The sequence below is a fragment of the Halomonas llamarensis genome (assembly GCF_023555005.1).
GTDB classification, from domain to species: Bacteria; Pseudomonadota; Gammaproteobacteria; order Pseudomonadales; family Halomonadaceae; genus Vreelandella; species Vreelandella llamarensis.
In genome coordinates, this window is record NZ_JAMJPJ010000024.1 from 20,067 (window position 1) to 31,649 (window position 11,583).

Genomic DNA, 11,583 nt, shown 5'->3' on the forward strand with positions numbered 1-11,583 from the left:
GCTCAGCCATGAGCGACGCAAACACAAAAGAGCTACACAAAGAGCTACACAAAGAGCTACCCGAAGAACCGCGCACCCCCTCCCCAGGGGAGCAGCTTAAGACGCAACGCGAAAAGTTAGGGCTATCGCTTCAAGAAACGGCTGATGCCTTGCATCTGCGCCCCGCTGTGATGGATGGACTTGAGCGCGGCAACTACGACGAAATCCCCGTCGCCACCTATCGCCGTGGCTATCTGCGCGCCTACGCCAAATACCTTGGCATTGATGAAACGCCAGTGCTAGAGGCGTACAAAGAGCGCCATGGCTCGCTAGAGGCCGAGCGCACCATCACGCCCGTATCCGCTTCCAAACCGCCCTCGCGCATGGGCGCGCTGTTGTTCAAACTGGTAACGCTTCTGATTATTATTGGGCTAATTAGCGTGACGGTAATGTGGTGGCAAAGCCGCGGAGGCAGCGCCCCGCCGGGGATAGAGGAGCCCACACAAAGCGACACTCTGCCTGAGATGACGACCCCAGAGGACGCTGTGTCGGAAACACCTGCACCAGAAAGTGCTATGCAAGACAGCACTCTTCAAGACAGTACTTTTCAGGACAGTACTTTTCAGGACAGTACTTTCCAAGAAGACACCGCACCAGAAAGTTCAGTAACAGAAAGTTCAGTAACAGAAAGCTCAGAGCCAGAAAATAGTGCGCCAGATAGCACAGCCGCTGACGTCAGTGAGCCGATGTCGAGTGAGGATGCGACACCCGAGCCGACGGCAACCGAAGCGCCTAGCAACACGGCATCGCTCACCCAAAGCGCATCCGTTGAGCCTGTTCCTGAAGAGCCACAAGCGTCGCCTAGTGAAGGCCTCGCTGAAGATACCGCTGATGACGCCAGCACCAACGTGTCCAACACGCTTGAGCTTACCTTCAACCAGCAGTCGTGGACCGAGATTTTTGATACCAATAATCAGCGCGTTTTCGTTGGCCTGCAAGAACCCGGCACCACCGCCAGTGTCGAAGGTGAGCCGCCTTTTCGTTTAACCGTGGGCAACGCCACCGGCGTTGAGCTGCGTTACCAAGGCGACGTTGTCGACCTTGAAGCGCGCGCTGGCGCCAACAATGTTGCCCGCTTTACCTTGGGAGAGTGATCCGCCGTATGCACGCCCCTTCTCCGATTAAACGCCGTCTTTCGCGCCAAATTCACGTTGGCAATGTCGCGGTCGGCGGCGACGCCCCCATCTCCGTGCAGAGCATGACCAATACCGACACCTGTGACGTCGCGGCCACGGTGGCGCAAATTCGTCGCCTGGAAACCGCCGGTGCCGATATTGTGCGTGTTTCGGTGCCCGACATGGACGCAGCCGACGCCTTTGGCAAGATCAAACGCGAGGTCAATGTCCCGCTGGTGGCGGATATCCACTTCGACTACAAAATCGCGCTACGTGTCGCCGATTTGGGCGTCGATTGCCTGCGCATCAACCCCGGCAATATCGGCCGTGAAGAGCGGGTGCGCGCCGTGGTGAGCGCGGCCCGTGATAATGGCATTCCGATTCGCATAGGTGTCAACGCTGGCTCGCTTGAGAAAGACCTACAGAAAAAATACGGTGAGCCAACGCCCGCCGCGCTGGTCGAATCCGCTATGCGCCATATCGACCATCTTGAGCGTCTTGATTTCCCCGATTTCAAGGTCAGCGTTAAAGCAAGCGATGTGTTTATGGCCGTGGGCGCCTACCGCGACCTCGCGAGCCGCATCGAGCAACCGCTGCACTTAGGCATCACCGAGGCCGGCGGTTTGCGCTCGGGCACGGTGAAGTCGTCGATTGGCCTTGGCATGCTCTTGATGGACGGCATCGGTGACACCATCCGCGTGTCGCTTGCCGCCGACCCGGTAGAAGAGGTCAAAGTCGGCTTCGATATGCTCAAAAGCCTCAAGCTGCGCGCCAAGGGCATCAATTTTATCGCCTGCCCCAGCTGCTCGCGCCAGAACTTCGACGTTATCGACACCATGAACCAGCTCGAAGAGCGGCTGGAAGACGTGATGACGCCGCTGAATGTTTCCGTGATTGGCTGTGTGGTCAACGGCCCCGGCGAAGCCAAAGAAACCGATATCGGCCTCACCGGCGGGTCGCCGGCCAACTTGGTATACATCGACGGCAAACCTGCCAACAAGATGCGTAATGACCATCTGGTCGATGACCTTGAGCGTTTGATCCGCGAGAAGGTCGATGAAAAAGAGCAACGCGAAAAAGACACGATTGCCCGCAGCGACTGAATGCGGCCATACAGAACACGCGACGCGATTCAACAGACGTACTGAAAAAGCGTACCTAAGAAGGAGCTTTCATTGAGCCAGTCCGCTGCTAAACCTGCGAAGAAAATTCAAGCCATTCGCGGGATGAACGATCTTTTGCCCAGCGAAAGCCCTCGCTGGCAGTTTTTTGAGGCTAAAGTGCGTGCGCTGATGACGCGCTACGGTTTTGACGAGATACGCACCCCGATTGTTGAGCAGACGGCTCTGTTTGCCCGCTCGATTGGCGAAGTCACCGATATCGTCGAAAAAGAAATGTACACCTTCGACGACCGCAACGGCGACAGCCTCACCCTGCGCCCCGAAGGCACGGCAAGTTGTGTACGGGCGGCAATGGAACACGGCCTTCTGCACAACCAAACCCAGCGACTTTGGTACCAGGGGCCGATGTTTCGCCATGAGCGCCCGCAAAAAGGCCGCTACCGCCAGTTTCATCAGGTCGGGGTGGAAACCTACGGTTTCGACGGCCCGGATATTGATGCGGAAGTCATTTTGCTTTCCGCTCGCTTATGGCAAGAGCTAGGGCTTGCCGAGCACGTGACGCTCGAACTCAATTCGTTAGGCTCAAGTGAAGCGCGCAGTGCCTATCGCGACACGCTCGTTGCCTACTTTGAGCAACACCGCGACGTATTAGACGACGATGCCAAACGTCGGCTAACCACCAATCCGCTGCGCATTCTGGATTCCAAAAATCCGGCCATGGCCGAAATGCTCGACGGCGCACCGCAGCTAATGGACCACCTCGACGCTGAATCACGCGAGCACTTCGAGCAGCTGAAAGCGATGCTCAATGCGGCGGGCATTACGTACGTCGTCAACCCGCGCCTGGTACGTGGCTTAGACTATTACAGCCGCACGGTATTCGAGTGGACCACTACCGCACTCGGTAGCCAAGGCACAGTATGCGCTGGCGGCCGTTACGATGGCCTGGTCGAGCAACTAGGCGGCAAGCCAACCCCAGCGGTAGGCTTTGCCCTAGGCATTGAGCGGCTGATTTTGCTGCTGGAAACCTTAGAGTTGATTCCTGACGAAGCGCTCGGCGGTTGCGATGTTTACCTCGTACCGATGGATGCAAGCACCACCGCCACGGCGCTTACGCTGGCGGAACAGCTCAGAGACGCGTTACCCGAACTGCGCTTACAGCTACATTGCGGCGGCGGCAGCTTCAAAAGCCGGATGAAAAAGGCTGACAAAAGCGGCGCGCCTTATGCGCTATTACTCGGCGAAGATGAACAGCAAGCGCAACAAGTCACGTTGAAATTCCTGCGCGATAGTCGCGAACAGCAGCGTATCGATCAAATGGAGCTCGCCGCGACACTACGTCAATTTCTCGGCATCTAATCGACGCGGTAAAGGCTACACGCGATACGTCATCTCTATGGTGAACGTGTAAATGCGTATTGAACGTATATAAGGAGGCCGCCCGTGGCGGAGCTAAAAACCGAAGAAGAGCAGCTAGACGCGATTAAGCGCTGGTGGAAAGAAAACGGCACCTCGCTCATTGCTGGTGTGGCCCTTGCGGCAGCGGGGGTGTTTGGCTGGAATACTTGGCAGAACTATCAAGATAACCAAGCCGAAGCCGCCTCCGTGCGCTATCAGCAGCTGGTCAACCTGACAGCAGGTAACGCGCTGGACGACGCCACGCTAAGTGAAGCGCGCTCGCTGGTCAGTGATATCACCGATAACCACGCTGACACGCTTTACGCGGAGCTGGCCAAATTACTTGAGGCACGCTTAACCGTGCAGCAAGACGACTTAGAGGGCGCCAAAACGGCTCTCGAAAGCGTCGCAGAAAGCTCCTCGCGCCGTTATGTGCAAAGTCTCGCCTGGTTGCGTTTGGCGCGTCTGGCCGTTGCCAATGACAACCCCGAGCAGGCGCTTGCACTGCTTGACGAGCCGATCACCGATGCCCTTGCCGCGCAACAGGCAAACGTCCGTGGCGATGCCCATATGGCCCTAGGCCAACAAGACCAAGCGCGCGAGGCGTGGCAACAGGCGCTGACGCTTGCTCAAGAACAGAACCAGCCACTTTACGGCGTTCAGCTCAAGCTGAATGACCTCGGCACCGAGGAGGGGTCATTATAATGACGGTCCGTTTTTCTCAGTATATGCGCTTAACGCTAGGCGCTGTCGCCATTGCCCTGCTAACCGGCTGTGCCAGCAAAGGCGAACCAGTACATACGCCTAAAGAGCTCACTTCCTTTGACGAAACCTCTACTCTGGAAACGCAGTGGAGCACCACCGTGGGCGATGGACTCGGGCGCGCCCGTTACCCCATCGCACCGGCCCGTGACGGCGACACCCTGTTCGCCGCCGATGCCGAAGGCACCGTGGAAGCCTTTAATGCCGAAAGCGGCGAGCGTCAATGGCGTGTGGAACTGGAAAGCCCCGTTTCCAGCGGGCTAACCGCCACTGCCAGCGAGCTTTATATGGGCACGCGCAACGGCGAGGTGCTGGCACTGAATCAGCAAGACGGCAGTGTTGACTGGCGCGCACGCGTCTCAAGCGAAGTGCTTGCCGCACCACAGGCTAACCAGCAACTTTTGATTGTGCAAAGCAGCGATGGACACGTCACCGCGCTTGACCTCCGCACCGGCGAAGAGCGCTGGGTATATAGCAGTTCGCTGCCGAGACTGACCCTGCGCGGCACCGGCACTCCGCTGGCCATTGACCCGGTGACCTTTGTCGGCTTCGCCAATGGCCGCTTAACCACGCTCGATAACCGCAACGGCCAGCCCCTATGGGAGCAGCAGGTAGCTATTCCCAGCGGTCGCAGCGAAGTCGACCGGTTAGTGGACCTCACCGGGCAGCCAGTGTTGACTCAAGACGGCCGACTGTTTGTCACCAGCTACAATGGCCGCGTGATGGCGCTTGAAGCCACCCGCGGTAAGGTTTTATGGGCGCGCGATCTATCCAGCCGCCACACCCCGGTATTGGTGGGGGATTTTCTCTTTGTCGCCACCGATGCCAGCCACGTGGTGGCACTTGATGCCGAAAGCGGCCGTGAAGTATGGCGCAATGACACCCTTGAAGGCCGCTGGATCACAGCGCCTGCCTTCGCTGATGGCCGCCTGGTGTTTGGCGATGCCGAAGGCTATTTACACCTGGTCAGCGCGCGCGAAGGCAAGATCGTGGGCCGTACGCGCGTGGACAGCGCTGGCATTAGCCTTCGCCCCGTGACCGAAGGCGGCACGGTTCATGTTCAGGCCAATAATGGCCGCCTAGAAACGTTGGTAATTTCTCCATGACGCTAGACGATATGTCGTTAGATACGCCTTCAAGTTCAAGTACGCCGGTCATTGCCCTGGTCGGCCGCCCCAACGTGGGCAAGTCGACCTTGTTTAACCGCTTAACTCGCTCACGCGATGCGCTGGTGGCTGACTTTCCCGGCCTGACGCGCGATCGCAAGTACGGCAACGGCATGCTCGGCGGCAAAGCGTATACGGTGATCGACACTGGCGGGATTAGCGGCGATGAGGAAGGGATCGACGCCGCCATGGCCGAGCAGTCGCTCGCCGCCATTGATGAAGCCGATATCGTACTGTTTATGGTCGATGCCCGCGCCGGACTTAATGTCGCCGATGAAGCCATCGCCAACCACTTGCGCGTCAACCAGAAGAAAACCTGGCTGGTGGTGAATAAAACCGATGGCTTGGAAGAGCACTCGGCCATGGCCGACTTCTGGACACTGGGCCTAGGCGATCCGTGGCCCATTGCCGCCGCGCACGGACGCAACGTCTCCACACTAATTGATACCGTGCTGGCGCCCTTTCCCGAGCGCGACGAGAGTATTCCGGCTGATACCGGCACCAAGGGCATTCGTATTGGCGTGATTGGCCGCCCCAACGTGGGTAAGTCGACGTTGGTCAACCGTCTGCTAGGGGAAGATCGCGTGGTGGTGTTTGACGAAGCTGGCACCACCCGCGATGCCATCGAAATCCCCTTCGAGCGCCGTGGCAAGCCCTATGTGCTAGTGGATACTGCCGGCGTGCGGCGGCGCAAGAACGTCAGCGAGATTGCGGAAAAATTCTCGATCATCAAAACGCTAGACGCCATCAAAGAGTGCCATGTCGCAGTGATGGTACTCGATGCCCGCAGCGGGCTCGTTGAGCAAGACCTGCACCTATTGGATTACGTCCTCACCACCGGCCGCGCGCTGGTACTGGCGGTCAATAAGTGGGACGGCCTTGAGAGTGAAGCCAAAGAAAAAATGCGCGCAGACATAAAACGCCGTTTGGGCTTTGCCGACTATGCCGAGCTGCACTTTATCTCAGCGCTACACGGCACCGCGGTGGGTGATCTTTACCCCTCGATTGAGCGCGCGTTCAACGCCGCTAATGCCCACTGGTCGACCAACCGGCTGACCACACTGCTGCAAGATGCCGTAAGCCAGCATGCGCCTCCCATGGTGCATGGGCGCCGGATAAAACTGCGCATGGCACACCAAGGCGGCAGCAACCCGCCGATTATCGTCGTGCACGGCAACCAAACCGAATCGCTGCCGGATGCCTACCGCCGCTACCTGATCAACACCTTCCGCAAGGTGCTAAAAGTACGCGGCACACCAATGCGCTTCGAGTTCCGCTCCGGCGATAATCCCTACGACAACATGGCAGGGGCAAGCGACAAAGAAAAAGCCAAAAAGCGCGAGCTTAACCGCACCAAAGAGGCGCGTAAAAGCCGTCGTTAAGCCTTTATAGCTGCTTGAGCTAGCGTTTGCCGTGCAGGCGTTTGCGCCCCACCCACTGAGTGGCAAACTGCCAAGCGGCACGTCCGCTGCGCCCACCGCGCAGCGTGGCAAAACGGATAGCCTCTGCCCGTGCTTCGGCGTTCCAATCCTTCGGGTCGCCGAGCTGCGAAACCCAGTGGCAGCACGCCTCCAAGTACACGTCTTGATCGAAAGGGTGAAACCCTAGCCATAGCCCAAAGCGATCAGAAAGCGAAATTTTCTCTTCGACCGCATCGCCGTGGTGGAGCTCATTGCCCACTAGGCGCGAGCCTGCATTATCGTCCATGGATTCCGGCAGCAAATGGCGGCGATTGGAGGTAGCGTAAAGCAGCACATTCTCCGGCGGCCCGGTTAGCGCGCCGTCTAACACGCTCTTGAGCGCTTTATACGCGTCATCGTGACCTTCAAACGATAGGTCATCGCAGTAGACGATAAACCGCTGTGGCACCGCGCGCAGTTCTTCAACTAACATCGGCAGGCTCGCCAAGTCGTGGCGGTCAACCTGGATCATGCGCAAGCCCTCGCCAGAAAGGGAGTTCAAAAGCGCCCGCATCAGCGATGACTTGCCACTTCCCCGGGAGCCCCACAGCAGTGCATGGTTGGCCGGGTAGCCTTGCAAAAACGCCTGAGTATTATCCACTAGCGCCAGCTTTTGGCGCTCAATGCCGAGTAGATCATCCAGCGTTAACGCATCGCGCGGCGGCACCGGCACCAAACGCCCGCCCAGTGGGTGCCGCTGCCACAAAGCAGCGATGTGGTAGTTCCAGTCGACCTGCTCTGGCACCGGTGGTAGCCAGTGCTCTAGGCGGTCGAGCAATGGCGATAAGCGGCGGGTGAGTTCAGCATCCATAGATATCTCTTTTCTTTAGGGTAAGGGGCTATTCGAGAACGTCATCGCGCTATGATAGCCAGATAAGATTCAGGATAATGGCTATCTTGCGCACATAAACCTTTTTTCGTTGATAAGGAAGTTCCCTATGCACTGGCTTCGTCTGCTCGCCATCACCCTGCTATGCGCTGCGCTCACTGCCTGCGCCACGTCGCCTACCGGGCGCTCACAGCTTTTGCTGCTCTCAGATGACCAACTCAACCAAATGGGGCAACAAGCGTTCAGCCAGTACCAACAAGACCTTCCGGCGGCGGATGCAGCGACCCAGCGCTATGCGCAGTGTATCGCCACGGCGATTATTGCTGGGCTTCCCGCCAAGCAGCGTCAAATCGATTGGCAAATTCGTGTATTTGAATCCAAACAGCCCAACGCCTTCGCGCTACCCGGTGGCTATATGGGCGTGAACAGCGGCATGCTAGATGTCGCGACTAACCAAGATCAGCTGGCCTCTGTCATCGGCCACGAAATCGCCCATGTGCTAGCCAACCACGCGAACGAACGCGCCTCCACTCAAAGTGCGACGCAAATTGGGCTTTCGATCATTTCCAGCACCTCCGGCATGCAAACACCGGGCGGCCAGCAGTTAATGGGGGTTTTGGGCATGGGCGCTGAGTACGGCATCATTTTGCCCTTCTCACGCCGCCACGAGAGCGAAGCGGATATTATCGGCCTTGAGCTTATGGCCCGAGCGGGGTTTGACCCGCGCGCCAGCATCAACGTGTGGGAGAATATGCAGCGCGCCACTGGCGGGGGCAAGCCGCCCGCCTGGATGTCGACCCACCCAAGCCATGGGCAGCGCGTTGACGGGCTTGATGCCAACATGCAGCGGGCGCTTGCAACCTACCAGCAGGCGCAACGCCAAGGCAAAATGCCTAACTGCCCACGCCCCTGACACTAATGAGCATGTGAGATTTTTATGATTCGCTTAGGTTTACTGCTGTTGATATTGCCACTTGTTGTCCTGATGGGGGTTTACTTTTGGGAGCTGAACGACGTACGCGCCTGCCAGCTTGACGGCGGCCACTGGAACTATCTAGCCGGTGTGTGCCGCGACACGCCCCAGCCGTTCGTGCCTTGGATCGAGCGCATGCCGCTTCTGGTCAACGGCGGCATGCTAGTTTCCGTGCTAGGGCTTGTGCTTTGTATGGTCGGCTTTTACCAAAAGCGTCAGTAAAGAATGGTGTTAGTAATTAAGCGACTGCCGCAATATTTCGCGTACCGGGGCGGTATTAGGGCGAACGTTGCGCCAAAGGAAAAACGACTCGGCGGCTTGCTCGACCAGCATACCGAGGCCATCTAAAAGCTTTGCGCCGCGCGGGCCGGCCCACTGTAGAAATACCGTCGGCTCGACGTCATACATCATGTCGTAGGCCCAGGCGCTTTTGGCAAATAGGCCTTCCGGCAGCGGCGGCAAATCTCCTGACAAACTGGCACTGGTGCCGTTAATGACCAGGTCAAACTCGCCTTCTATCGCGTCAAACCCGCCACCTGAGACGTTGCCCAGCTCGGTGAAGTCACGGGCCAGCGCACTGGCTTTTTCCGCCGTTCGATTGACAATGACGAGCTCGCTGGGCATCTCAGCCAGAAGCGGCTCTAACGCGCCACGCACCGCACCTCCTGCGCCGACAATAAGCACGCGCTTATCTTTCAGCACGACGCGATGATAGGCCAAATCGCGCGCCAATCCGACACCGTCGGTATTGTCGCCATAAAGGCGCCCATTACCGCCGATAATCAACGTATTCACTGCTTTAGCACGTGTGGCACGGTGGCTCAACGTATCGCACAGCGCAAAGGCATCCTCTTTAAACGGTACGGTGACATTGGCCCCGCGTCCGCCTTCTTCCACGAACTGCTGCCAAGCGCTGGCAAAGTCCTCTACCGGTGCTTCAATGGCGGTGTAATTTAGTGCCTCACCGGTTTGGTGGGCAAATTCAGCGTGAATCAACGGCGACTTCGAGTGCGTCACCGGGTTTCCCAATACCGCGTAGCGATCCGTCATGTCTCGGCTCCTGTTATGTAACCATCAAGCGTCGTTTGAGCTAGCCTCACCCAGCCAGTCACGAGGGCGCAAAAAGTCGTCGGTAAGGCGCGCCTCGGGGCTGCCCGGCTCGGGCGTATAGCCATACTCCCAGCGAACAAGCGGTGGCAGCGACATTAAAATCGACTCGGTACGTCCGCCGCTTTGCAAGCCAAACAGGGTGCCACGGTCCCACACCAAATTGAATTCGACATAACGCCCACGGCGATAAAGCTGAAAATTCCGCTCCCGCTCGCCCCAGACATCTTTTTTGCGGTGATTCACGATCGGCACATAAGCATCCAAAAAACTATCGCCTACCGCCCGCTGGAAAGCAAAACACTGTTCAAACCCGCCCGTATTGAGATCATCGAAGAACAGCCCGCCAACGCCACGGGTTTCGTCACGGTGCTTAAGGTAGAAATAATCATCGCACCACGCTTTATAGCGCGGATAAATATCATCGCCAAACGGCTGACACGCGGCTTTCGCCACGCGATGCCAATGCAGCACATCTTCCATCACCGGGTAGAACGGAGTGAGATCGAAACCGCCGCCGAACCACCACACCGGCGCTTCGCCCTCTTTTTCAGCGATAAAAAACCGCACGTTACCGTGGCTGGTGGGGACGTGCGGATTTTCCGGGTGCAATACCCAGGACACGCCCACGGCGTGAAAACTGCGCCCGGAAAGCTCAGGACGCGCAGCGGTGGCCGAGGGCGGAAGCGTGGTGCCAAAAACATGGGAATAGTTCACCCCACCTTTTTCAAACACGGCGCCGTTTTCAATCACCCGAGAGCGACCGCCACCGCCCTCTTCGCGTGTCCAACTTTCTTCTTTAAAGCTGGCACCGCCATCGGCATCGGCCAAGCCGTCGCAGAGACGATCCTGCAGGTCGAGAAGGTAGCGTTTTACGTCATCAAGGTGCTCGTGAGCCACGGGTTGCTCCAGGCGTTATTATCCATTGCAGTGGATAGCGTTATTAACGAATGTCGTGAGAGGGTTATGGAGGTGTTAAGAGCGTTATAAAAGTGTTAAGAACGACATGACAGCGTTGAGAGCATGTCGCGCTTACAGTCCACTCATTGGCGTAGCACCTGACCGCTCACCACGTCGCGGATGGTGCTGGGGCGCGGATTACCCCCTAGCTCGCCCGGCACCACCGCGCCAAGCTCGCTGCCAAAGATGGCGCTGACCTCATCGCGGCTCATTGCAGAAGGCTCGCCAGCACGGTTGGCGGAGGTGGACACCAGCGGCCCACCAAACGCCTCGCAAAGCGCACGCATCACCGGGTGGTCGGTTACCCGCAGGGCAACGCGGCTGTGGGCGCCACGCACCAGCGCATGGCTACGGCCATTATCCGGTACGAGCCACGTATTAGGCCCCGGCCAGCTAGATACCAGCGGCGCGTGCAGTTCAAGCGGCAAGCCTTCAAGCCAAGGCTGAAGCTGGGCAATGCTACCGGCCACTAGAATCACCCCTTTTGCCGGGTCGCGGGCTTTCATGCGCATCAAGTGCGTCAAGGCTTCGTCGTTATCCGGGTCGCAGCTCAACCCCCAAACCGCTTCGGTGGGGCAGGCGACCACGCTCCCCTCGCGCAGAGCGGAAACCGCGGGCGCAAGGTCAGCGACGTCAGGGGTTTTCGGCATAGG

12 protein-coding genes are annotated in these 11,583 nt (G+C 58.2%); 8 read left to right on the plus strand and 4 right to left on the minus strand.

All coding sequences use genetic code 11. The annotated features are described in order from the left end of the window. Positions 1 to 8: 8 nt before the first annotated feature. From M8006_RS13070 to der, 6 genes are all read left to right on the plus strand, one after another. Positions 9 to 1,133 (plus strand): RodZ domain-containing protein, encoded by a 1,125-nt coding sequence (locus tag M8006_RS13070; protein ID WP_250082897.1) that lies wholly within the window; start codon positions 9 to 11, stop codon positions 1,131 to 1,133. Between the two features lie 8 nt (positions 1,134 to 1,141). Next, positions 1,142 to 2,257, plus strand: coding sequence for a flavodoxin-dependent (E)-4-hydroxy-3-methylbut-2-enyl-diphosphate synthase (ispG, locus tag M8006_RS13075; RefSeq protein ID WP_250082898.1), 1,116 nt, complete (start codon positions 1,142 to 1,144; stop codon positions 2,255 to 2,257). A 72-nt stretch (positions 2,258 to 2,329) separates the two neighbouring features. Then, entirely contained in the window at positions 2,330 to 3,634 is a 1,305-nt protein-coding gene (gene hisS, locus M8006_RS13080; RefSeq protein ID WP_284047056.1) for a histidine--tRNA ligase, read from the plus strand. An 84-nt stretch (positions 3,635 to 3,718) separates the two neighbouring features. Further along, a complete protein-coding gene (locus tag M8006_RS13085; protein ID WP_250082901.1) occupies positions 3,719 to 4,378 on the plus strand; it encodes a YfgM family protein in 660 nt (219 codons plus the stop codon). Next, on the plus strand, positions 4,378 to 5,541 hold the full coding sequence (gene bamB, locus M8006_RS13090) for an outer membrane protein assembly factor BamB (RefSeq protein WP_250082903.1): 1,164 nt from the start codon (positions 4,378 to 4,380) through the stop codon (positions 5,539 to 5,541). Before M8006_RS13085 ends, bamB begins: the two co-directional genes overlap by 1 nt. Then, a complete protein-coding gene (gene der / locus M8006_RS13095) occupies positions 5,538 to 6,983 on the plus strand; it encodes a ribosome biogenesis GTPase Der (RefSeq protein WP_250082906.1) in 1,446 nt (481 codons plus the stop codon). The genes bamB and der overlap by 4 nt, the downstream gene beginning before the upstream one ends. A gap of 19 nt (positions 6,984 to 7,002) precedes the next feature. Here the strand turns inward: der and M8006_RS13100 are convergent, their stop codons facing one another. Further along, on the minus strand, positions 7,003 to 7,872 hold the full coding sequence (locus tag M8006_RS13100) for an ATP-binding protein (RefSeq protein ID WP_250082908.1): 870 nt from the start codon (positions 7,870 to 7,872) through the stop codon (positions 7,003 to 7,005). A gap of 127 nt (positions 7,873 to 7,999) precedes the next feature. On the opposite strand from M8006_RS13100, the gene M8006_RS13105 reads away from it, so the two are divergent. Further along, entirely contained in the window at positions 8,000 to 8,803 is an 804-nt protein-coding gene (locus M8006_RS13105) for a M48 family metallopeptidase (protein ID WP_250082910.1), read from the plus strand. Between the two features lie 24 nt (positions 8,804 to 8,827). Continuing rightward, a complete protein-coding gene (locus M8006_RS13110) occupies positions 8,828 to 9,085 on the plus strand; it encodes a hypothetical protein (RefSeq protein ID WP_250082913.1) in 258 nt (85 codons plus the stop codon). 9 nt (positions 9,086 to 9,094) lie between these two features. Here the strand turns inward: M8006_RS13110 and aroE are convergent, their stop codons facing one another. From aroE to tsaC, 3 genes are all read right to left on the minus strand, one after another. After that, the gene (aroE, locus tag M8006_RS13115) at positions 9,095 to 9,913 is read right to left on the minus strand and encodes a shikimate dehydrogenase (protein ID WP_250082915.1); all 819 of its coding nucleotides are present in this window, start codon (positions 9,911 to 9,913) and stop codon (positions 9,095 to 9,097) included. A 24-nt stretch (positions 9,914 to 9,937) separates the two neighbouring features. After that, complete coding sequence (hemF, locus tag M8006_RS13120; protein WP_250082917.1) at positions 9,938 to 10,870, minus strand: oxygen-dependent coproporphyrinogen oxidase; 933 nt, start codon at positions 10,868 to 10,870, stop codon at positions 9,938 to 9,940. A 143-nt stretch (positions 10,871 to 11,013) separates the two neighbouring features. Continuing rightward, a complete protein-coding gene (tsaC, locus tag M8006_RS13125; RefSeq protein WP_250082918.1) occupies positions 11,014 to 11,580 on the minus strand; it encodes an L-threonylcarbamoyladenylate synthase type 1 TsaC in 567 nt (188 codons plus the stop codon). Between the last annotated feature and the right edge of the window lie 3 nt (positions 11,581 to 11,583).

What these genes read in the sequence shown, in the direction of transcription:
- bamB (WP_250082903.1), top strand. Translation starts at nt 4,378, where the DNA reads ATGACGGTCCGTTTTTCTCAGTATATGCGCTTAACGCTAGGCGCTGTC.
- tsaC (WP_250082918.1), bottom strand. Translation starts at nt 11,580, where the DNA reads ATGCCGAAAACCCCTGACGTCGCTGACCTTGCGCCCGCGGTTTCCGCT.
- M8006_RS13100 (WP_250082908.1), bottom strand. Translation starts at nt 7,872, where the DNA reads ATGGATGCTGAACTCACCCGCCGCTTATCGCCATTGCTCGACCGCCTA.
- aroE (WP_250082915.1), bottom strand. Translation starts at nt 9,913, where the DNA reads ATGACGGATCGCTACGCGGTATTGGGAAACCCGGTGACGCACTCGAAG.
- M8006_RS13070 (WP_250082897.1), top strand. Translation starts at nt 9, where the DNA reads ATGAGCGACGCAAACACAAAAGAGCTACACAAAGAGCTACACAAAGAG.
- M8006_RS13110 (WP_250082913.1), top strand. Translation starts at nt 8,828, where the DNA reads ATGATTCGCTTAGGTTTACTGCTGTTGATATTGCCACTTGTTGTCCTG.
- ispG (WP_250082898.1), top strand. Translation starts at nt 1,142, where the DNA reads ATGCACGCCCCTTCTCCGATTAAACGCCGTCTTTCGCGCCAAATTCAC.
- M8006_RS13105 (WP_250082910.1), top strand. Translation starts at nt 8,000, where the DNA reads ATGCACTGGCTTCGTCTGCTCGCCATCACCCTGCTATGCGCTGCGCTC.
- der (WP_250082906.1), top strand. Translation starts at nt 5,538, where the DNA reads ATGACGCTAGACGATATGTCGTTAGATACGCCTTCAAGTTCAAGTACG.